General features: G+C 73.0%; 20 protein-coding genes and 1 pseudogene. 16 read left to right on the top strand and 5 right to left on the bottom strand.

Annotated elements, in window-relative coordinates; translation table 11 throughout:
• Positions 1-6: 6 nt before the first annotated feature.
• The 6 genes and pseudogenes from scpB (at position 7) to der (ending at position 5,749) form a co-directional block, all read left to right on the top strand.
• Positions 7-633, top strand: a complete 627-nt coding sequence (gene scpB / locus OIE51_RS23485) for an SMC-Scp complex subunit ScpB (RefSeq protein ID WP_326599774.1) — start codon at positions 7-9, stop codon at positions 631-633.
• Positions 633-1,601 (top strand): pseudouridine synthase, encoded by a 969-nt coding sequence (locus OIE51_RS23490; RefSeq protein WP_326599775.1) that lies wholly within the window; start codon positions 633-635, stop codon positions 1,599-1,601. Before scpB ends, OIE51_RS23490 begins: the two co-directional genes overlap by 1 nt.
• A gap of 55 nt (positions 1,602-1,656) precedes the next feature.
• Positions 1,657-2,742: a prephenate dehydrogenase gene (locus OIE51_RS23495; RefSeq protein WP_326599776.1), complete on the top strand. Its 1,086-nt coding sequence runs from the start codon at positions 1,657-1,659 to the stop codon at positions 2,740-2,742.
• 88 nt (positions 2,743-2,830) lie between these two features.
• Positions 2,831-3,550, top strand: a complete 720-nt coding sequence (gene cmk / locus OIE51_RS23500; protein WP_442812004.1) for a (d)CMP kinase — start codon at positions 2,831-2,833, stop codon at positions 3,548-3,550.
• Positions 3,505-4,234: pseudogene (locus OIE51_RS23505) on the top strand (lysophospholipid acyltransferase family protein). Before cmk ends, OIE51_RS23505 begins: the two are co-directional and overlap by 46 nt.
• Before the next feature lie 66 nt (positions 4,235-4,300).
• Positions 4,301-5,749, top strand: coding sequence for a ribosome biogenesis GTPase Der (gene der, locus OIE51_RS23510; RefSeq protein ID WP_326599778.1), 1,449 nt, complete (start codon positions 4,301-4,303; stop codon positions 5,747-5,749).
• A gap of 45 nt (positions 5,750-5,794) precedes the next feature.
• Here der and OIE51_RS23515 read toward each other — a convergent pair whose 3' ends face one another.
• Together OIE51_RS23515 and OIE51_RS23520 are read right to left on the bottom strand one after the other, a co-directional pair.
• A complete protein-coding gene (locus OIE51_RS23515) occupies positions 5,795-6,082 on the bottom strand; it encodes a hypothetical protein (RefSeq protein ID WP_326600762.1) in 288 nt (95 codons plus the stop codon).
• A 173-nt stretch (positions 6,083-6,255) separates the two neighbouring features.
• Complete coding sequence (locus OIE51_RS23520) at positions 6,256-7,080, bottom strand: hypothetical protein (protein ID WP_326599779.1); 825 nt, start codon at positions 7,078-7,080, stop codon at positions 6,256-6,258.
• A 376-nt stretch (positions 7,081-7,456) separates the two neighbouring features.
• Here OIE51_RS23520 and OIE51_RS23525 point away from each other — a divergent pair, with 376 nt between their 5' ends.
• The gene (locus OIE51_RS23525; protein ID WP_326599780.1) at positions 7,457-7,672 is read left to right on the top strand and encodes a hypothetical protein; all 216 of its coding nucleotides are present in this window, start codon (positions 7,457-7,459) and stop codon (positions 7,670-7,672) included.
• A 21-nt stretch (positions 7,673-7,693) separates the two neighbouring features.
• On the opposite strand, the gene OIE51_RS23530 is transcribed toward OIE51_RS23525, so the two are convergent.
• Positions 7,694-8,590 carry a phosphatase PAP2 family protein gene (locus tag OIE51_RS23530; protein ID WP_442812005.1) on the bottom strand — a complete coding sequence of 299 codons (897 nt, stop codon included), beginning with the start codon at positions 8,588-8,590 and terminating at the stop codon, positions 7,694-7,696.
• Positions 8,591-9,026: 436 nt separating this feature from the next.
• On the opposite strand from OIE51_RS23530, the gene OIE51_RS23535 reads away from it, so the two are divergent.
• The 3 genes from OIE51_RS23535 (at position 9,027) to OIE51_RS23545 (ending at position 13,091) form a co-directional block, all read left to right on the top strand.
• The gene (locus OIE51_RS23535) at positions 9,027-10,622 is read left to right on the top strand and encodes an MFS transporter (protein ID WP_326599782.1); all 1,596 of its coding nucleotides are present in this window, start codon (positions 9,027-9,029) and stop codon (positions 10,620-10,622) included.
• A gap of 9 nt (positions 10,623-10,631) precedes the next feature.
• The gene (locus OIE51_RS23540) at positions 10,632-11,822 is read left to right on the top strand and encodes an acyl-CoA dehydrogenase family protein (protein WP_326599783.1); all 1,191 of its coding nucleotides are present in this window, start codon (positions 10,632-10,634) and stop codon (positions 11,820-11,822) included.
• 66 nt (positions 11,823-11,888) lie between these two features.
• Entirely contained in the window at positions 11,889-13,091 is a 1,203-nt protein-coding gene (locus OIE51_RS23545; protein ID WP_442812006.1) for a mannosyltransferase family protein, read from the top strand.
• Between the two features lie 36 nt (positions 13,092-13,127).
• Here the strand turns inward: OIE51_RS23545 and OIE51_RS23550 are convergent, their stop codons facing one another.
• Complete coding sequence (locus tag OIE51_RS23550) at positions 13,128-13,571, bottom strand: cell division protein SepF (RefSeq protein WP_326599784.1); 444 nt, start codon at positions 13,569-13,571, stop codon at positions 13,128-13,130.
• A gap of 372 nt (positions 13,572-13,943) precedes the next feature.
• Between OIE51_RS23550 and OIE51_RS23555 the strand changes: the two genes are divergently transcribed.
• Complete coding sequence (locus OIE51_RS23555; RefSeq protein WP_326599785.1) at positions 13,944-14,864, top strand: S1 family peptidase; 921 nt, start codon at positions 13,944-13,946, stop codon at positions 14,862-14,864.
• A gap of 501 nt (positions 14,865-15,365) precedes the next feature.
• Positions 15,366-16,457: a S1 family peptidase gene (locus OIE51_RS23560; RefSeq protein ID WP_442812007.1), complete on the top strand. Its 1,092-nt coding sequence runs from the start codon at positions 15,366-15,368 to the stop codon at positions 16,455-16,457.
• A gap of 548 nt (positions 16,458-17,005) precedes the next feature.
• Here the strand turns inward: OIE51_RS23560 and OIE51_RS23565 are convergent.
• The gene (locus tag OIE51_RS23565) at positions 17,006-18,028 is read right to left on the bottom strand and encodes an aspartate-semialdehyde dehydrogenase (protein WP_326599786.1); all 1,023 of its coding nucleotides are present in this window, start codon (positions 18,026-18,028) and stop codon (positions 17,006-17,008) included.
• 203 nt (positions 18,029-18,231) lie between these two features.
• Between OIE51_RS23565 and OIE51_RS23570 the strand changes: the two genes are divergently transcribed.
• Genes OIE51_RS23570 through OIE51_RS23585 form a run of 4 tightly spaced genes read left to right on the top strand, consistent with a single transcriptional unit; the run spans position 18,232 to position 21,268 of the window.
• Positions 18,232-18,534, top strand: coding sequence for an urease subunit gamma (locus OIE51_RS23570; RefSeq protein ID WP_326599787.1), 303 nt, complete (start codon positions 18,232-18,234; stop codon positions 18,532-18,534).
• Between the two features lie 23 nt (positions 18,535-18,557).
• Positions 18,558-18,869, top strand: a complete 312-nt coding sequence (locus tag OIE51_RS23575; protein ID WP_326599788.1) for an urease subunit beta — start codon at positions 18,558-18,560, stop codon at positions 18,867-18,869.
• Entirely contained in the window at positions 18,862-20,583 is a 1,722-nt protein-coding gene (locus OIE51_RS23580) for an urease subunit alpha (protein WP_326599789.1), read from the top strand. Before OIE51_RS23575 ends, OIE51_RS23580 begins: the two co-directional genes overlap by 8 nt.
• A 10-nt stretch (positions 20,584-20,593) precedes the next feature.
• A complete protein-coding gene (locus tag OIE51_RS23585; RefSeq protein ID WP_326599790.1) occupies positions 20,594-21,268 on the top strand; it encodes an urease accessory protein UreF in 675 nt (224 codons plus the stop codon).
• Positions 21,269-21,310: the final 42 nt, after the last annotated feature.

Below are 21,310 nucleotides of genomic sequence, written 5' to 3' on the forward strand. Positions count from 1 at the left end.
CCCAGCATGAGCACCGAGACGCGGGCACCCGAGCTCAAGCCCGCCCTGGAGGCCGTCCTCATGGTCGTCGACGAGCCGGCCACCGAGGAGCACCTGGCCAAGGTCCTCGGCCATCCCCGCCGCGCGGTCGCGGACGCGCTGCGCGAACTGGCCGACGAGTACGCCCGCGACGGCCGCGGCTTCGAGCTGCGGCTGATCGCCGGCGGCTGGCGTTACTACACCAGGCCCGAGTACGCCGAGGCCGTCGAGAGCTTCGTGCTGGACGGCCAGCAGGCCCGCCTCACGCAGGCCGCCCTGGAGACCCTGGCGGTCGTCGCGTACCGCCAGCCGGTCAGCCGTTCCCGGGTCTCCGCCGTCCGGGGCGTGAACTGTGACGGCGTGATGCGGACCCTCCTCCAGCGCGGTCTGGTGGCCGAGGCGGGCGCCGAACCCGAAACAGGTGCGATCCTGTATGTGACGACGCACTACTTCCTGGAACGGATGGGCCTGCGCGGCCTGGACGAACTGCCCGAGCTCGCGCCCTTCCTCCCGGAGGCGGAACAGGTCGAGGGCGAGAGCCAGGAGGGGGTGCCGTCGTTCGACGTCGACGACCTCGACGCGACCGACAGCGGCGACTCTCCTACGGATCATTGATGCGAAGCAGCGGCAGGAACAGCAACGGGAACTACCGGGGCGCGGGCAACGGCCGCGACGATCGGCGGCAGCCCGCCGGCCGTCCGCGCCCCGAGGAGCGCCGTCACGGCCAGAGCGGCGGCGCCCCGGTCCGCAAGCAGCGACCGGCGCCGGCCCGCTCCCGCGAGTACGACGCCCAGATCGAGGAGCGCAACCGCGCCCGTCACGACAAGCCCGCCGTCAAGCTCCCGAAGACCTTCGGCGACCAGGAGGGCGAGCGGCTCCAGAAGGTCCTCGCCCGCGCCGGGCTCGGCTCCCGCCGCGCCTGCGAGGAGCTGATCGAGCAGGCCCGGGTCGAGGTCAACGGCAAGATCGTCACCTCGCAGGGCCGTCGCGTGGACCCGCAGAAGGACGAGATCAAGGTCGACGGGCTGACCATCGCCGCCCAGTCGCACCTGTTCTTCGCCCTCAACAAGCCGGCCGGCGTCGTCTCCTCGATGGAGGACCCCGAGGGCCGCCAGTGCCTGGGCGACTACGTGCAGAACCGTGAGACCCGGCTCTTCCACGTCGGTCGGCTCGACACCGAGACCGAGGGCCTGATCCTCCTCACCAACCACGGTGAGCTGGCTCACCGCCTCACCCACCCCCGGTACGGCGTGACCAAGACCTACCTCGCCGCCATCCAGGGCCCCATCCCGCGCGACCTCGGCAAGCGGCTGAAGGACGGGATCCCGCTGGAGGACGGCTTCGCCCGCGCCGACCACTTCCGCATCGTGGAGAACACCGGGAAGAACTACCTGGTCGAGGTCACGCTGCACGAGGGCCGCAAGCACATCGTGCGCCGCATGCTCTCCGAGGCCGGCTTCCCGGTCGACAGGCTGGTGCGCACCAAGTTCGGTCCGATCGCGCTGGGCGACCAGAAGTCGGGCTGGCTGCGCCGGATGACCAACACCGAGGTCGGGCGGCTGATGAAGGAGGTCGGCCTCTGACGGGGGCGGGCCTGACCGGGGCGGACGCGCTTCCGGCCCGCATTACGCTGGGGCCATGCGTACCGCCCTCGTCATCGGCACCGGCCTGATCGGGACCTCCATCGCGCTCGCGCTCTCCGCCCGGGGCGTGCGGGTGCACCTGGAGGACAGCGACCCCGATCAGCCCCGCACCGCCTCCGCCCTCGGCGCGGGCACCGAGGAGCCGCCCGGGGGACCGGTCGAGCTGGCCGTCGTCGCCGTGCCCCCCGCCCATATCGCGGCCACCGTGGCCGCCCTCCAGCGGCGCGGCGCGGCCCGCGCCTACGTGGACGTCGGCAGCGTCAAGGGCGGCCCGTGCCGGGAGCTCACCGGGCTTGACGGGGACCTGCGCACGTACCTGGGCACGCACCCCATGTCGGGCCGCGAACGGTCCGGGCCGCTGGCCGCCACCGCCGACCTCTTCGAGGGCAAGCCCTGGGTGCTGACCCCGGTGCCCGAGACCGAGACCGAGGTGCTGAACCTGGCGCTGGAGCTGGTCGCGCTGTGCCGGGCCGTGCCGGTGGTGATGGACGCCGACGCGCACGACCGGGCCGTCGCCCTCGTCTCCCACACCCCCCAGCTCCTGTCCAGCCTGGTGGCCGCGCGGCTGGAGACCGCCGACGAGGTCGCCGTACGGCTGTGCGGGCAGGGCATCCTCGATGTGACCCGCATCGCCGCCTCCGACCCGGGGATGTGGATCGAGATCCTCTCCGCCAATCCCGGCCCGGTCGCCGACATCCTCTCCGAGGTCGCCGCCGACCTCGACGAGACCGTCCGCTCGCTGCGCGCCATGGAATCCGCCGACGACGCCAAGCGTGGCGGCGGCGCCGCCGGGATCGAGGCCGTGCTGCGGCGCGGCAACGCGGGCCGGGAGCGCGTCCCCGGCAAGCACGGCACCGCGCCCGCCGCGTACGAGACGGTGGCGGTGCTGATCACCGACCAGCCGGGGGAGCTGGCCCGCATCTTCGCCGACGCGGGCCGGGCCGGCGTCAACATCGAGGACGTCCGCATCGAGCACGCCACCGGGCAGCAGGCCGGCCTCGTCCAGCTCATGGTGGAGCCCAACGCGGTCCCGGTCCTGATCGCGTCCCTGCGGGAACGGGGCTGGTCCATCCGGCAGTAGCCGGGCCGGTAGGCTTCCCCCCGGGGGGCGGTTGGCCCTCCCTTCTCCAGAGGTCTCCCTCCGCGCTTCACGAGCACGTCAGCGGAGCATGAGAAAGGTGCGCACCGCCGTGGCTGATCTTCCCGCCATTCCCGTCATCGTCGCCATCGATGGCCCCTCCGGCACGGGCAAGTCCAGCACCTCGAAGGCCGTGGCCTCGCGCATGGAGCTCGGCTACCTCGACACCGGCGCCCAGTACCGCGCGATGACGTGGTGGATGCTGGCCAACGGCATCGACGTCGACGACCCCGCCGCCGTGGCCGCCGCCGCGGCCAAGCCCACGATCGTCAGCGGCACCGACCCCAAGGCGCCCACCATCACGGTCGACGGCACGGACGTCTCCGGGCCGATCCGGGGCCGGGAGGTCACCGCGGCGGTGAGCGCGGTCAGCGCGGTCCCCGAGGTGCGCACCAGGATCACCGAGCTCCAGCGTTCCATCGCCGCCGAGGCCCCCGTGGGCATCGTGGTCGAGGGCCGCGACATCGGCACCACGGTGCTGCCGGACGCCGACATCAAGGTCTTCCTGACCGCCTCGCCCGAGGCCAGGGCCGCCCGCCGCAGCGCCGAGCTGAAGGGCAGGGAGTCCGCCGATGTCGCCGCGACCAGGGCCGCGCTCATCAAGCGGGACGCCGCCGACTCCGGCCGGAAGACCTCGCCGCTGGCCAAGGCGGACGACGCCATCGAGGTGGACACCACCGAGCTCTCCCTGCCCCAGGTCATCGAGTGCGTCGTCACCCTCATCGAAGAGCGGAAGCGGCGAGGACGGTGACCCCGCGGGGCGTCCGTGGCGCCGCCGCCGCCCGCCGGCCGGCGTTCGGCGTCGTCCACGCCGCCTGGCGGCCCCGGGCGCCCGGCGCCTGGCGGGTTCCGGCGGCCGGGCCGGTGAACCTCGCGGGCAACCACGCGCACTACCTGGACGGCCCGGTCCTGATGGGCACCGCCCCGCGCCCGGTGCGTTTCCTGGGCAAGCGCGAGGCGTTCGTCGGGTCGGCCGGCCCGTTCCCGCGCGGCCTCGGGCAGATCGACGGGGGCCGGGGCCGCCCCGACCGGACCCCGATCGCCGCCGCGCTCGGTGTGTTCGGCGCCGGGGGAGTGCCCGGCATCTTCCCCGAGGGCACCCGCACCGAGGGCACCCGCACCGAGGGCACCCGCACCGAGGGCACCCGCACCGAGGGCGACTTCGCCGCCATCCGGTCCGGCCTCGCGTACCTCGCGCCGCGCTCGGGGACCCCCGTCGTGCCGGTCGCGGTGCTGGGCGGCGGCGACCGCCGGGGGCGGCTGATAACGGCGCTGCCACCGATCCGCGGCCGGATCGACGGGGTCTTCGGCGACCCGTTCACCCCCGGGACGGGCGACGGACGGCTGACCAGGGCGGCGCTGGACGAGGCGACCGCGCATCCAGGCGCGGCTGACCGCCCAACTGAAGGACGCCAGGCGGCGCACCGGCCGCTGAGCGACACTGGACGGGCAGCATCCGTCCCTCCCACCCACTTTCCAACGGACCGAGGTACAGGACTCCATGAACGACCAGAACCACCCGGGCGCGCTCGGTGACACCGAATACGCCGAGTTCATGGAGCTCGCCACCCAACAGGGCTTCGACGCCGAGGAGATCGACGGCGAGCTGGCCGCCGCCGACATCGGCCCGCTGCCGGTGCTCGCCGTCGTCGGCCGGCCGAATGTCGGCAAGTCCACTCTGGTGAACCGGATTCTCGGCCGCCGCGAGGCCGTGGTCGAGGACCGCCCCGGCGTCACCAGGGACCGCGTCACCTACGAGACCGAGTGGGCCGGCCGCCGCTTCAAGATCGTCGACACCGGCGGCTGGGAGCAGGACGTGCTGGGCATCCAGGCGTCCGTCGCCGCCCAGGCCGAGTTCGCCATCGAGGCCGCCGACGCCGTCGTCCTGGTCGTGGACGCCACGGTCGGGGCCACCGACACCGACGAGGCCGTGGTCAAGCTGCTGCGCCGGTCCGGGAAGCCGGTCGTGCTGTGCGCCAACAAGGTCGACGGCTTCTCCATGGAGGCCGAAGCCGCCTACCTGTGGTCGCTGGGCCTCGGCGAGCCGCACCCGGTCTCCGCGCTGCACGGCCGGGGCACCGGCGACATGCTCGACGCGGTGCTGGAGGTGATGCCGGAGGCGCCCGCCGACACGTTCGCCACCGGGACCGGCGGCCCGCGCCGCATCGCCCTCATCGGCCGTCCGAACGTCGGCAAGTCGTCCCTGCTGAACAAGGTCGCCGGCGAGGAGCGGGTCGTCGTGGACCCGGTGGCGGGCACCACCCGGGACCCGGTGGACGAGCTGATCGACCTCGGCGGGAAGACCTGGCGATTCGTCGACACGGCCGGCATCAGGCGCCGCGTCCACCTCCAGGACGGTGCCGACTACTACGCCTCGCTGCGCACCGCCGCGGCTTTGGAGAAGGCCGAGGCCGCAGTGGTGCTGATCGACGTCAGCGAGCCCATCACCGTGCAGGACATCCGCATCATCACCATGGCGGTGGACGCGGGCCGCGCTCTGGTCATCGCCTACAACAAGTGGGACACGATGGACGAGGAGCGCCGCTTCTACCTGGAGCGGGAGATCGAGCAGGAGCTCGTCCAGGTGCAGTGGGCGCCCCGGGTCAACATCTCGGCGCGCACCGGTCGGCACATGGAAAAGCTGGTGCCGGCCATCGAGACGGCGTTGGAGAGCTGGGAGAGCCGGGTGTCCACCGGGAAGCTGAACGGCTTCCTCGGCGAGCTGGTCGCCGCCCACCCGCACCCGGTGCGGGGCGGCAAGCAGCCCCGGATCCTGTTCGGCACCCAGGCGGGAACGCGCCCGCCGCGCTTCGTGCTGTTCGCCTCCGGCTTCCTGGAGGCCGGCTACCGCCGCTTCATCGAGCGGCGGCTGCGTGAGGAGTTCGGCTTCGCGGGCACCCCGATCCAGCTGTCCGTGCGGGTGCGGGAGAAGCGCGGCCGGAAGAAGTGACCCGCGGGCCGTCCGGCCAGGCCCACCGGGCCGCCGGGAGCCATCTCAACGGCCCCTGACGGCCGCCTGACGGCCGTCGGAGCCTGGCGGGGCGTCCGACGGCGGGGCGACGGCGGCATAGGCGGCGGCGGACGCCTCGTCGTTCCGGCGCCGCTCGTATTCCCGCGGGCCGCCCGGGCCGAAGCCGTAGCTCAGGGTGAATCCCCGGAAGCGCAGCTCCTCCTCGCCGGAGCGGTCCCCGGGCAGCGTCCGGAACAGCCTGCGGTACTCGTTGCACAGCGAGTCGTAGATCGGTGTCGCCGAGACGGTGGACCGGTCGTACGACGGGCGCATCCCGGGGATGCCCGAGGACGGGGCGGCGTGGCGGCGGCGGTGGCCGGAGTGGCCGGGCTGCTCCGGCGGTCTGGACGACTCATATGGATGCACGCCCGTTCAACGACCGGACGCCGGGCCGGATGCGGGGCCACAAGGCGGTGCACCTGATCGACCCAGCCCGGCCCGCGCGGTCAGGTGCCGGCCAGCGGCATGGCGGCGGCGACCAGGAGACCGCCCGCGGCGGCCTTCTCCAGCGCCTCCCGCAGCAGGTCCTCGCGCGGCTGCTGGCCGATGGAGCCGGCCGGGGCGGCGTAGACGAAGACGGTGTTGCGCTGGTTGGCCGTGGCCCGCCAGCCGTCGGTGACCGGCAGCGGCTGGTGCGCCTGCCACCAGGCGCTGGGCCGGCCGCCGGACGGGTCGCCCTGGAGCACCGCGTGCAGCCGTCCCACGGCCAGCAGCACCGACCAGCCGGGCAGGATCGCGGGCGCCCTGGCGACGTCGGTGACCGGCAGGAAGCCCGCCTCGATGAGCAGCGGCAGGAAGTCGTCGCCGGGACCGGTGCTGCCGGGCCGGACGATCGCGCCGGTGGGCTCCACCACGATGGCCGGGTACAGCTCGTCGTCGATCAGGATCTGGCCGCAGGTCACGCCCAGCACCGCCTGGCCGGGCGCCGGCTCGACGGAGAGCGGCGCCGGGGCGGTGGGGGAGGCCGAGGTGTCCCGCGCGCCGGGCGGGACGCTCTCGCCGGTGATGGACCGCACGGCGCCCCGCAGTTGGTCCTCGGAGACAGAGACCACCTGGGAGGGGATGCAGGAGGCGTGGGCGAAGGCGAGCACGGCCGTCTCGCCGCCCACGAAGAGAACGGTGCTGGTGCGTTCCTGCTCGGTGTGGCCCGGTGTGCGGCAGGACGTGCAGTCGTAGCTGCCCGGGGCGTTCTGGCCGGCGAGCAGACGATCGGCTTCTTCGTCGCCGATCTCGGCGCGTACGTCGTCGCTGACGTCGAGCAAGGGGGACACGGTCGCTCCTCGGTTCGGATCTCACCCCCGCCGCCGCGGCGGGGGCTCCGTGCACAACGGCCGGAGCGCCCCCGGGTCACGCCCCGGCGGCACGGAATCGTCCCGAGGGGTCCGGTGATGACATGGGCATGAGTGTTCACCGTGTTCACATGAACGGTGAAATCCGCGCACCGGGAAAGGCCGCCGCGCGGCCTTCGGGAATTCCCGGAGAATTCCCCGGGGGAGGGCGCCGGAGAAACGCCGCACACGTCGTGATTACAGAATGGACACGTTACGCCGAACGGGGGAAGAGGCCGCCCGCTGTGACACAAGCGTGACAGTCCCCTGATCCGGGCGGGACTTCCGGCTGGCGGGCCGGGGGTCGTACGGTGGCGGCATGGCACCCCTTCCCCAGCAGCCGCGCACGCCCGACGACTCCCCGGACGACTACGTCGGCCTCAACGCGGACGCCGCCGAGCGGCGGGCGCACGACCGCGGCTGGCGGAAGGTCCGCCGCCTGGCCCCGGACGCGATCATCACCATGGAGTTCATGCCGGGGCGGCTGAATCTCGCGGTGAGCGACGGCGAGGTCGTCCGCTGCTGGCAGGGCTGAGCGGCCTCGGGCGGGCCGCCGTCAGCGGCTGTTGACGGACTGGACCGGATGCTCGGGACGCGCCGGGTGCGGCCGGCCCGGCTGCGGCTGGCGCATCCGGACGCCCGCCATGCCGCGCGGGACGGCGCCCGGCCGCGCGCCGGCCACGGCGGGCTCCTCCGTGCGGGGCCTCGACTCCTTGCCGCCCCGCCGGACCGCCGCGGGCACCGGCCGCGGGGCCACGTCGGCCGCCGGCAGCGTGCCGTACGGCCCGGCGTCGCCGCGCAGCCGGTCCCTGAGCGTGAACAGTCGGCCCTCCACCCGGGCGATGAGCGGCTCGCACCACGGCAGGGCCAGCAGCACCAGCAGCCCGGCGGCCCAGCCGAGCAGCACGTCGCTCACCCAGTGGGTGCCGAGGTAGACGGTGGTGGTGCCGACGCCGAGCGCGAAGACCGAGGCGATGACCGACAGGGTGCGCCGCGCGCCGGGGGTGGTGGCCAGATAGGCCAGGATTCCCCAGGTCACGACGGCATTGGCGGTGTGGCCGGAAGGAAATATATCGCCGGTCAGGAACATCTCGTTCGAGCCGATGACGTTCGCGTAATGCGGTCCCTCACGTCCCATCCCGAGCTTGGCGGCGCCGACCGAGACGTTCAGCAGGAGCAGGGCGGAGGCCATCACCAGCAGGGGGCGGAGCGTGCGCTGCCGCCAGCAGCGCCACACCAGCCAGGCCGCGATCAGCACGGCGGTGGGGCCGCGCTGGCCCAGCACCACGAAATAGTCGAGAAACGCGTGCAGCCCCGGCCACTGCTTATAGGGCCGGAAGAGCATGACCTGCCAGTCGAGGCTGACCAGCCACGACGTGCTCCACACCGCTGCCACGATGGCCGCATAGAAGCCCAGGGTGGCCCAGAGCAGGGCCATGCGGGTGCGGCTCATAACAGGGGCCGGCACGTTCGGCGGCTGAGGCTCCTGTTCGAGGCGGGCCAGGAATCGGTCGGTACGCACAGCCGCAAGATTACAGGCGGTGATAGCGGGCTTCCCGCTCCGGCCCACCTTCGTAATGGCGATGTGATGTATGACGGATATTTTCCGCCGTTCCCTTTCCCGGCTTTACGAAATTCCCGGTGGTGCGATTCGCCGCCGCCCTCATTCCGCCGCCGCCTTCCCGGACGATTTCGCACGCGATATCCGGAGGTGAACGGCGCCCGGCGCACGGGTGCTCCGGACGGTCCGGGGGGACGTGTGCGGAACCGGAAGCGGGGCTGCCGTAGTCTGTCTGACCATCTGCCCCCTTCGCCATGCCCGGCGCGCGTGCGCCGTCCGGGAATCCCCCTGGCGCCGGGCGGCCGGCGCGAGACCAGGAGGTGCGTTGATGTCCGGGGTCACCCCGCCCGGAGCCCCCGCCGACGACGACCGCAACCGCTGGCTGGTCCTCGTCGTGCTCTGCGCCAGCCTGCTGCTGGTCGCCGTGGACGCCACCGTCCTCCACGTGGCGGTCCCCGCCGTCACCGAGGAGCTGCGGCCCAGCGGCATCGAGCTGCTGTGGATCGTCGACGTCTATCCGCTGGTCTGCGCCTCGCTGCTGATCCTCTTCGGCACCCTCGGCGACCGCATCGGGCGCCGCCGTGTGCTGCTCATCGGCTACGCCTGCTTCGGCGCGGCCTCGGCGCTCGCCGCCTACGCCACCAGCCCCGGCACCCTCGTCTGCGCCCGTGCCCTGCTCGGCGTCGGCGGCGCGATGATCATGCCCGCCACGCTGTCGATCCTGCGCCAGGTCTTCCCCGACCGCCGCGAGAGGGCGCTGGCCATCGGCATCTGGAGCGCGGTCGCGGCCGTCGGCGCCGCGATAGGCCCGCTGGTCGGGGGCGTGCTGCTGGAGCACTTCTGGTGGGGCTCGGTCTTCCTGATCAACATCCCGCTGATGGCGGTGTGCCTGCCCGTCGGAGCGCTGCTGCTGCCCGAGTCGACCGGCGACCGGTCGGGTCCCTGGGACGTGGCGGGCGCCCTGCTGGCGGCCACCGGCCTCTTCTCCGTCATCCTCGCCGTGAAACGGGCCGGCGGCGGTGATCTGTTCACCGCCGGGACCGTGCTGGCGGCCGGGCTCGGCTGCGGGCTGCTGGTGGCGTTCGTCCGCAGGCAGCGCCGCCGCAGTGAGCCGCTGATCGACCTGTCGGCGTTCTCCCGGCCCGCCTTCGGCACCGCTGTGGGCTGCATCGTGCTCACCGTGCTGGCCCTCGTCGGCCTCGCGCTGGTGGCCGCTCAGTACCTCCAACTCGTCCTCGGCCTCTCCCCGTTGCAGACCGGGCTGCGGCTGCTGCCGCTGAGCCTGGCCGCGATCGGCGCCGGCCTGCTGGGCTCCCGCATGCTGCACCGGCTCGGCCCGCGCCGGATGGTCGCCTTCGGCTTCGGGCTCACCGCGGTCGCCGTGCTGACCCTGGCCGTGCTCGGCGAGCACGACCGTCCGGCCGTCATGACCCTGGGCTTCGTCCTGCTCGGTTTCGGCCTGGAGACCACGCTCTTCGGCTCCTACGAGTCGATGCTCAGCGACGCCCCGCCCGCCGAGGCCGGTGGCGCGGCGGCGATCGGCGAGACCGCGTACCAGTTCGGCGCGGGCATCGGTATCGCCCTGCTGGGCAGCGTGATGAACGCCATGTACGGGCCGGCCGTGCGCCGCGTGGACGGGGTGAGCGCGGCGGACACCGAGGCCGCGGGGCACTCGCTCGGGGAGGCGCTCACGGTGGCCGCCCGGCTCGGCGGCGAGTCCGGCGAGGCCCTGCGGGAGGTCGCCCGGGACGCCTTCGTGCAGGGGATGCACATGACTCTGGTGGCCAGCGCCCTGCTCCTGCTGTGCGGCGCCCTGGCCGCGCTGCGCCTGCCGCGCGACCTCTGCGCGGGCGGTTGTGAGCCGGATGAGCAGCGGGACGCCGTGGATGGCACGCTCTTGCCGAGCGGTATTACTCGCCCGTAACCTCCCGCCATGGCGACAGACACCAAGCCCCCCTTCGACGCGGCCGACCCGCTCGGCATCGATGACCTGCTCAGTGACGACGACCGGGCGGTCCGCCTGACCGTCCGGCACTGGGCGCACGAGCGGGTTCTCCCGTACGTCGCCGAGTGGTACGAGGAGGGCGAGGTGCCCGGCATCCGCGAACTGGCCAGAGAGCTGGGCTCGCTGGGCGCCCTCGGCATGACGCTGACCGACTACGGCTGCGCCGGCGCCTCCGCCGTCCAGTACGGACTGGTCTGCCTGGAGCTGGAGGCGGCCGACTCCGGTATCCGCTCCCTGGTCTCCGTGCAGGGCTCCCTCGCCATGTACGCGATCCACCGCTACGGCTCGCCCGGGCAGAAGGAACGGTGGCTGCCGTCCATGGCGGCGGGCGAGACGATCGGCTGCTTCGGCCTGACCGAGCCCGACCACGGCTCCGACCCGGCCGGGATGCGGACGTTCGCCAAGCGGGACGGCGCCGACTGGGTGCTCAACGGGCGCAAGATGTGGATCACCAACGGTTCGGTGGCCGGCGTCGCCGTCGTCTGGGCCCGCACCGACGAAGGCGTGCGCGGCTTCGTCGTGCCCACCGACACCCCGGGCTTCAGCGCCCCCCCGATCCGTCACAAGGGATCGCTGCGCGCCTCGGTCACCAGCGAGCTGGTCCTGGACGACGTGCGGCTGCCCGCCGACGCCGCGCTTCCGGAGGCGCGGGGCCTCGGCGCGCCGCTGAGCTGTCTGAGCCACGCCCGCTACGGCATCGTGTGGGGCGCCATGGGCGCCGCCCGCACCTGCCTGGACACCGCGCTCGCCTACGCCCGCACGCGCGAGCAGTTCGGCAAGCCGCTGGGCGCCTTCCAGCTCACCCAGGGCAAGCTCGCGGACATGGCCGTCGAGCTGCACAAGGGCGTGCTGCTCGCCCTGCATCTCGGCCGCCGCCTCGACGCCGGGCGGCTGCGGCCGGAGCAGGTCAGCTTCGGCAAGCTGAACAACGTCCGCGAGGCACTGGAGATCTGCCGCACCGCCCGCACGATCCTGGGCGCGAACGGCATCTCGTTCGAGTACCCCGTGATGCGGCACATGGCCAATCTCGAATCGGTCCTGACCTACGAGGGCACCAGCGAGATGCACCAGCTCGTGCTGGGCAAGGCGCTCACCGGCCTGGACGCCTTCCGGGGCTAGCCACCGCGTGGTCCGGGCGCCGGACCGCGGGCGGCGGGCGCGCGGACTTCCCACATAATCGTGCCCGTGACTCATCTCGCCGGCACCGGCACCGGCACCGGCACCGACGTCCCGGGCTCGAAGGCCGTGTCCCGGGGGCGGGCCGGCGTCCCGGCCGCCGTCGTGCCGCCACCGCGGCAGGCGGCGCCCGCCCTGCTGGTCTTCGCCGCCGTCCGGCTGCTGGGCGTCGTCGTCCTCGAACTCTGGGACTCCGCCGGGGAGAAGACGGCGGCGCACCTGCTCTCCGCGCGCTGGGACTCCGTCTGGTACGCCAGCATCGCGGAGCACGGCTACGGCAGGACCGTCCGCCTGGAGGACGGCGGCGTCCATTCCGACCTGGCGTTCTTCCCGCTGCTGCCCGGCCTGGAACGGCTCGTGGCCGCCCTCTCGCCGCTGTCGGCGGCCGAGGCGGGGCTGGTGATCAGCGCGGTCGCCTCGCTGGCCGCCGCGTGGGGCCTGTTCGCCGTGGGGGACCTGCTCCACGGGCGGCGCGCGGGCGTGCTGCTGGCCGCCCTCTGGGCGGTGGTGCCGGTCGGGATCGTGCAGTCGATGGCCTACACCGAGTCGCTGTTCACGGCGTTCGCCGTCTGGGCCGTCTGGGCACTGCTGACCGGGCGGTGGGTGACGGCGGGGGCGCTGTCCGCCTGCGCGGGGCTGACCCGCCCGGCCGGGCTCGCGGTGGCCGCGGCCGTCGCGGTCACCGTCGTGGCGGCGGTGGTGTCGGGCCGGGAGCGCGCGGGCGCGCGCCTGGTGGCGGCGGTGGTGCTGGCGCCGCTGGGCTGGCTCGGCTATGTGGGCTGGGTGGCGGTGCGGACCGGGGACTCGCTGGGCTATTTGGAGACGCAGGAGCAGTGGGGGAACGGGTTCGACGGCGGACGGGCGTTCGCCGCGTTCGTCCGGGACCGGCTCACCGGGTCCGCGCCGCTCGCGGGGGTGGCGCTGTGCGCCGGGCTGGCCCTGCTCGGCTGGCTGTGCGTGCTGTGCGTGCGGATGCGCCTGCCGCTGCCGCTGCTCGTCTACGGCGGCGCGATGGTGGCGCTCGCGCTGTGCGGCGCCGGGTACTTCGGGTCCAAGCCGCGGCTGCTGCTGCCCGCGTTCCCGCTCCTGCTGCCGGCCGCCGTCGCGCTCGCCAGGACGCGACCGGTCGTCGCGGCGTTCACGGTCGGCGGCGCCGCGCTCGGTGCCGCGTTGTACGGGGCCGTGTGGCTGACCGGCTCGGGCCCGCCCTGACAGCGGTCCGGCTCCGCCCGCACGGGCGGAGCCGGATCAGCTCTGGTTGAAGAAGCCGCCTTCCGAGATGTGGCGGGAGTCACCGCTGACCACCTGGTAGTCGGCCGGGGTCAGCAGGAACACGCGGTTGGCCACACGCTCGATGGTGCCGCGCAGGCCGAAGGTCAGGCCGGCCGCGAAGTCGACGACGCGCTTGGCGTCGGCGGCGTCCAGCACCGTGAGGTTGATGACGACGGGGATGCCGTCGCGGAAGAGCTCACCGATCCGGCGGGCGTCCCGGAAACCGCCCGGGGTGACCGTCGCGATGCGGCTGCCCTGGTCCTCCGCCACCTCGGCCGCGACCCGCAGGTGCGGGTCGGTGGTCCACGGCACGACGTTGTCGCCGGGCTCCGGGCCCTCGGCGTACTCGTCGTCGTAGTAACGCATCTCGCGGTCGTCGACGAGGCCCAGCCAGGCACTAGCCTTGCGCACCGATCCCATGGACGCCTCCTCTCAGCTCACGCGGTCCGTCTACCCGTCCGCGCCCTCTATCGTCGTGCATGATGCGGATGATGCGCCAAGTGGATAGCCGCGGATATCGAGTTTCGTAACGATCCTGGTGCATAGGACATGGCACCTCATCAGGGACGTTGCGGTAGCGAGCCGCTGACGGAGAGTAAGTTGTGCACCCCCTGCCAGTCGAGTGATACGGGGCGTGTTCGCGCTGGCCGAAAGGTGTTCTCGACAACGCGGTGAACGCCGGGAATATTCGGGGCAGCGCTTGTCAGGAGCATGCCTTACAAGGGCTCCTGGCCACGCCTCACGGGTCCGCATACCCAACGGACCCCGGTTTCCTTACTGGAGGAAGAAAAAGTGAGTTTGAAGCGCACCAACCCCCACAGACGCATGTCGCGACGGCTGCGGCTGACCGCCGCCACGTCGGGCCTGCTCATGGCCGCCGCGGCGTTCTTCGTGCCCAGCGCCGCTTCGGCGGCCCCCGTCACGTTCAGCTCCGCGCAGCTCTCGTCCGCCAGCAGCGCGGTTCTCGCCGCCGATGTCGCCGGCACCGCGTGGACGGTCGACAAGGCGACCAACCGCGTCGTGGTCACGGTCGACGAGACCGTCTCCACCGCGGAGATCGCCCAGATCCGGCGCAGCGCCGGCACCGTCTCGGGTGCCATCAGCGTCGAGCGCACCGAGGGCCAGCTCCAGCGCTACATCGCGGGCGGCGACGCCATCTACGCGAGCGCGGGCTGGCGGTGCTCCCTGGGCTTCAACGTCCTCGTCGGCAGCGCGTACTACTTCGTGACCGCCGGGCACTGCACCGAGGGTTTCCCGAACTGGTACAGCAACTCCTCGAAGACGACGTACCTCGGTCCGACGACGGGCTCCAGCTTCCCGACGAACGACTACGGCATCGTCCGGTACGACAACACGACGATCGCCAAGCCTGGCACGGTCAACCTGTACAACGGCACGACCCGTGACATCACCGGCTCGGCCAACCCGGTCAACGGCCAGGCCGTCCAGCGCAGCGGCAGCACCACCGGGCTGCGCAGCGGCTCCGTCACCGGGCTCAACTACACCGTGAACTACGGCGGCGGTGACATCGTCTACGGTCTGACCAGGACCAACGTCTGCGCCGAACCCGGCGACAGCGGCGGCCCGTTCTTCTCGGGCAGCACCGCCCTCGGCCTCACCTCCGGCGGCAGTGGCAACTGCTCCACCGGTGGCACGACGTACTTCCAGCCGGTCGTCGAGGCCCTGAACGCCTACGGAGCCAGGGTCTACTGATCCCCTGACCGCCCCCGCACGGGCAATGTATCGCCGCTGCCCCCGTCCGCATCGCCGGGCGGGGGCAGTGCCGTGTCCGGCCCCGGTCGGCGGGCTCGGTCCGGCCCCGGAGTGGCGCATATCACAGATCGCGGACGGGGGGATGGCGGTCTACGGGCGGAGAACGGAACGCCCAGAGGCGTTTTTCAGACAGGTCTAGTCCTTGGCGCCGGGAGAGGGTCTCCGGGGGGTGCGGGCGTTCGTTTCGGGTTCGCAGGCGCACCCTGCTCCGGGTCTGTGGGCTCATGGCAGGAAAACCCGGACTGTTCTGGATGGTTTACGCGCATAACCCGTTGCGGTGTGTTCATATACCTGGGGCAGGATTTCGTTCTTGTGTGCTGCCGGGCGGGCTCGGAATACTCGCGAACACCGCTTGGCATGGACTTGACCCCCTCTCAGGCTGGCCAAGTCTGTGCTCTCTCCGGAGCCGCACGGCTCCATCCCCCACAGGAGGAAAAGAGCGTGACACGCCGAAGCACGTCATCCCGCCGCCGGGCGGCGACGGCCACAGGACTGGCCGCGCTGCTCGCCGGAACGTTCGCCATCGCACAGGCAGGTGCGTCACCCCCCACCACCCCGGCGACCGCGGCACCGGACCTCATCACGCTGTCCTCGACCGAGGCGGGCACGCTGGCGACCACCCTGACCGCTCGGCTCGGCGCCGACGCGGCGGGTGCCTACTACGAGGCCGAGTCGGCCACGCTCGTGGTCAACGTCGTGAACGAGGCCGCGATCCCCACTGTCCAGGACGCGGGCGCCGCCGCCCGGGTCGTCGAGCACAGCCTCGCCGAGCTGGAGGAGGTGCGTGCCCGGGTCGAGGAGTTCGCCGTGCCCGGCACCGCCTGGGCCATCGACCCGGTGAGCAACGCGGTCAAGGTGACCGTGGACGACACGGTCACCGCTGCCGCGCTGACCGGAATCAGGGACGGCGTCGAGGCGCTGGGCGGCCTGGCCACGCTCCAGCGCGCGGCCGGGACGTTCGAGCCCTACCTCGCCGGCGGCGACGCCATCTACTCGGCCGGGGCCCGCTGCTCCCTCGGCTTCAACGTCACGGTCGAGGGCCGCCCCGCCTTTCTGACGGCCGGTCACTGCGGTGAGGAGGGCAGCACCTGGTCCGACTCCTCGGGCGGCGCGGCCATCGGCACCATGACGGCCGGGGAGTTCCCCGGCTCGGACTACGCGCTGGTCGAGTACACCGGCCAGATCGACGCCCCCAGCGCGGTCGACCTCTACGACGGGACGACCCAGGAGATCACCGGCGCCGCCGAGGCCACGGTCGGCCAGGAGGTGCGGCGCAGCGGCAGCACCACCGGCGTGCACGACGGAACGGTCACGGCGCTGGACGTGTCCGTGCGGTACCCGCAGGGCACCGTGGAGGGCGCGATCGAGACCACGGTGTGCGCCGAGCCGGGCGACAGCGGCGGAGCGCTTTTCGCGGGCTCCTCGGCCATCGGCCTCACCTCGGGCGGCAGCGGCGACTGCACCTCGGGCGGCACGACGTTCTTCTTCCCGGTGACCGACGCCCTGGCGGCGGTCGGCGCGACGTTGCCGTAGCGCCGCCGGGCGCCCGGGCTCCGGCCGCCGGGCGGAAGCCCGCGGCCCGATCCCGGCCGTCACCACGACCGCTGTCCACGAGCCGCGCGGGGGTTGTCTCCCGTGCCCGTGCCCGTGGACGTGCCGGCGAGCGTGGTGGCGGCTCCGTCACGTCGGGTCCCGCTGGGCTTCGGGTCCGTGCCGGCGGACCTGCCGGTGCGTGTGGCGGTGGCGCGGGCCATCGCTGAGGGTGGTTCCCGCGCGCGCACGAGGACCGGAGCTCCGGGCCGCCCGCCGGCCGGCCGAGCGCTGTGGTTCCCGCGCGCGCACGAGGACCGGCGATCAGTTCGTGCGTGACGCCGCCGGGGCCGCGTGGTTCCCGCGCGCGCACTGGCGGTGGCGCGGGCCATCGCTGAGGGTGGTTCCCGCGCGCGCACGAGGACCGGGTGGGTGTCCGGTCGTGCGATGTGTGCGTCTGGTCGTGCGAGGCGGTGGCGTCTCCGCGGTGTCCGGCTCGTGGCCCCGGGGTGGGTGGGCGGCAGCCGGGGCCGGCTGCCGCCCCGGTGGGGCTATTCGGCGGCGACCAGCTCGGCGATCTGGACCGCGTTCAGGGCCGCGCCCTTGCGGAGGTTGTCGTTCGAGACGAACAGGGCCAGGCCGTTGTCCACCGTCTCGTCGCGGCGGATCCGGCCCACGTAGCTCGCGTCGCGGCCGGCGGCCTGGAGAGGGGTCGGGATGTCGGACAGCTCCACGCCTTCCGCGCCGGCCAGCAGCGCGCGGGCCCGGTCCGGGGTGATCGCGCGCTCGAAGCGGGCGTTGATCTGGAGCGAGTGGCCGCTGAAGACCGGGACGCGCACGCAGGTGCCGGAGACCTTCAGGCCGGGGATCTCCAGGATCTTGCGGCTCTCGTCGCGGAGCTTCTGCTCCTCGTCGGTCTCCTCCAGGCCGTCGTCCACGATCGAGCCGGCCAGCGGCAGCACGTTGAACGCGATCGGCCGCGCGTACACCTCCGGAGCCGGGAGGTCCACCGCCGTGCCGTCGAACGCCAGGCGGGCCGCGTCCTGGGCGACCGCGCCGCGCGCCTGCCGGTCCAGCTCGGCGACGCCGGCCAGGCCGCTGCCGGAGACCGCCTGGTAGGTGGCGACCACCAGGGCGGTCAGCCCCGCCTCGTCGTGCAGGGGGCGGAGCACGGGCATGGCGGCCATGGTCGTGCAGTTCGGGTTGGCGATGATGCCCTTCGGGCGGCGCGTCGCGGCGTGCGGGTTGACCTCGGAGACGATCAGCGGCACGTCGGGGTCCATGCGCCACCCCGAGGAGTTGTCGATCACCACGGCGCCGGCCGCGGCCACCTTCTCGGCGAGCGCCAGCGAGGTGGTCTTGCCCGCCGAGAACAGCACGATGTCCAGGTCCGAGTAGTCGGCCGTCGCCGCGTCCTCGACCGTGATCACGCCGTCGTGCCACGGCAGCGTGCTGCCCGCCGACCGTGCCGAGGCGAACAGCCGCAGCCGGTCGACCGGAAACTTCCGCTCGGCCAGCACCTGCCGCATCACGCCACCGACCTGGCCGGTGGCTCCGACGATCCCGATCTTCATGGGGCTCCTCACTTACCGTTCTCACGTCCCGTCGCTGCACCTACCCTGCACTGCCGGGGGCGGCGTCGGCCAATTCTTTGACGACGGTCACACCGCGAAATGCTTCCGAACGGAAGTAACGCCGCTGTAACGAGGTCGGACTAACCTCCCACTGCCCGGCGGTTCGCGGAAGCGGAACACACACGACGACGAGGTGGGAGAGCGTGCAACTGACCCCGCACGAGCAGGAACGACTCCTGATCCATGTGGCCGCCGACGTGGCCGACAAGCGCCGCGCCCGGGGCCTGCGGCTCAACCATCCCGAGGCCGTCGCGCTGATCACGTCCCACATCCTGGAGGGCGCCCGCGACGGGCGCACCGTCGCCGAGCTGATGGAGTCGGGCCGCCGCGTCCTGGCCCGCGCGGACGTGATGGAGGGCGTGCCCGAGATGATCCACGACGTCCAGGTCGAGGCCACCTTCCCGGACGGGACCAAGCTGGTCACCGTTCACGAGCCCATCGCCTGAGAAGCCCGAAGAGAGGCCACAGCGTGATCCCCGGAGAGATCCTGTTCGCCGACACGCCGGTAGTGCTCAACGAGGGCGCCCCGGTCACCCGGCTCACTGTGCGCAATGTCGCCGACCGCCCCATCCAGGTGGGCTCCCACTACCACTTCGCCGAGGCCAACCCCGGCCTCGACTTCGACCGTGCCGCCGCCCGGGGCAAGCGGCTGGCGATCGCGGCGGGCACCGCCGTGCGCTTCGAGCCCGGCATCCCCGCCGAGGTGGAGCTGGTCCCGCTGGCCGGCGCCCGTGTCGTCGCGGGGCTGCGCGGCGAGACGGGCGGTGCCCTCGATGGCTGAGCTGAGCCGGGCGAGATACGCGGATCTCTTCGGGCCCACCACCGGGGACCGGGTGCGGCTGGCCGACACCGATCTGCTGATCGAGATCGAGGACGACCTGTCCGGCGGCCCCGGGCGGGCCGGGGAGGAGGCGGTGTTCGGCGGCGGGAAGGTGATCCGCGAGTCGATGGGGCAGTCCCGCGCCACGCGCGCCGAGGGCACCCCGGACACCGTGATCACCGGCGTCGTCGTCCTGGATCACACCGGCATCGTCAAGGCCGACATCGGCATCAGGGACGGCCGGATCACCGCCCTGGGCAAGGCCGGGAACCCGGACACCATGGACGGGGTCCACCCCGGCCTGGTGATCGGCCCCGAGACCGAGATCATCTCCGGCAACGGCCGCATCCTCACCGCCGGCGCCATCGACGCCCACGTCCACTTCATCTCCCCGGGCATCCTGGACGAGGCCCTGGCCTCCGGGATCACCACGCTCATCGGCGGCGGCACCGGCCCGGCCGAGGGCACCAAGGCCACCACCATCACCCCCGGGCCCTGGCACCTGGCCCGGATGCTGGCGGCGCTGGACGGCCACCCGCTGAACATAGGGCTGCTCGGCAAGGGGAACACCGTCTCCCGCGAGGCCATGTACAGCCAGCTCCGGGGCGGCGCCGTCGGCTTCAAGATCCACGAGGACTGGGGAGCCACCCCGGCCGCCATCGACGCCTGCCTGACGGTGTGCGACGAGACCGGCACCCAGCTCGCCATCCACACCGACACGTTGAACGAGGCGGGTTTCGTCGCGGACACCCTGGCCGCGATCGCCGGCCGGTCCATCCACGCCTACCACACCGAGGGCGCGGGCGGCGGGCACGCGCCCGACATCATCACGGTCGTCTCCGAGCCGAACGTGCTGCCCAGCTCCACCAACCCGACCCGGCCGCACACCGTCAACACGGTCGAGGAGCACCTCGACATGCTGATGGTCTGCCACCACCTGAACCCGGCGATCTCCGAGGACCTGGCCTTCGCCGAGTCCCGGATCAGGCCCTCGACCATCGCCGCCGAGGACGTGCTGCACGATCTGGGCGCCATCTCGATCATCTCCTCCGACTCCCAGGCCATGGGGCGGGTCGGCGAAGTGATCATGCGGACCTGGCAGACCGCGCACGTGATGAAGCGGCGGCGCGGGGCGCTGCCCGGCGACGGCGCGGCGGACAACCTGCGGGCCCGTCGTTATGTCGCCAAGTACACGATCAACCCGGCGGTAGCGCAGGGCCTGGACCAGGAGATCGGCTCGGTCGAGCCCGGCAAGCTGGCCGACCTGGTGCTGTGGGAGCCGGCGTTCTTCGGCGTCAAGCCGCTGCTGGTCATCAAGGGCGGCCAGATCGCGTACGCCCAGATGGGCGACTCCAACGCCTCGATCCCCACGCCGCAGCCGGTGCTGCCCCGTCCGATGTTCGGCGCGCTGGGGCGGGCCCCGGCCGCGAACTCCGTCAACTTCGTCACCGGACTCGCCCTGGAGGACGGGCTGGCCGACCGGCTCGGCCTCGGCAAGCGGTTCGCCGCGATCCGCGACACGCGGAGCACCGGCAAGGCCGACATGCGGCTCAACGACGCCCGCCCGGAGGTGACCGTGGACCCTGACAGTTTCACCGTCACCATCGACGGCGAGGTCGTGACCCCCGAGCCGGCCACCGAACTCCCCATGGCTCAGCGGTACTTCCTCTTCTGATGGGCACCCGATGAGCTCCGCCGCACTGCTGCTCCTCGCGGACGGCCGGTTCCCCGCCGGGGCGCACGCGCACTCCGGTGGCGCCGAGGCGGCCGTCCGTGCCGGGCGGATCACGGGGCCCGCCTCGCTGGCGGCGTTCTGCCGGGGCCGCCTGCACACGGCGGGCCTGGTCGCCGCCGCCCTCGCCGCCGCGGCCTGCGCCGGCTGTGATCCGAGGGCCCTGGACGAGGCCGCCGACGCCCGCACCCCGTCGCCCGCGCTGCGGGCCACGGCCCGCAAGCTCGGGCGGCAGATGCTGCGCGCCGCCCGGGCCACCTGGCCGTCCGCCGAGCTGGACGCGCTCGCGGCGAGCCGGCCGCGCGGCCTGCACCAGCCCGTCGTGCTCGGCCTCACCGCCCGCGCCGCCGGGCTGGGCCCGCCCGACGCGGCGCGGGCGGCCGGGTACGACAGCGTCAGCGGTCCGGCCACGGCGGCGGTGCGGCTGCTGAGTCTCGACCCGTTCGACGCCACCGCGATCCTCGCCCGGCTCGCCGGGGACGTGGACCGGGTCGCGGAGCGGGCCGTCGCCGCCGCCCGCGCCGTGACCGAGGAGGGCACCGACGCGCTCCCGGCCGCCTCGGCGCCGCTGCTCGACATCGCCGCGGAACAGCACGCGACGTGGCCGATGCGCCTGTTCGCCTCCTGACCTCCTGACCTCCTGACCTCCTGACCTCCTGATCTTCCTGAA

It is taken from the genome of Streptomyces sp. NBC_01803 (assembly GCF_035917415.1).
Taxonomy (GTDB): Bacteria; Actinomycetota; Actinomycetes; order Streptomycetales; family Streptomycetaceae; genus Streptomyces.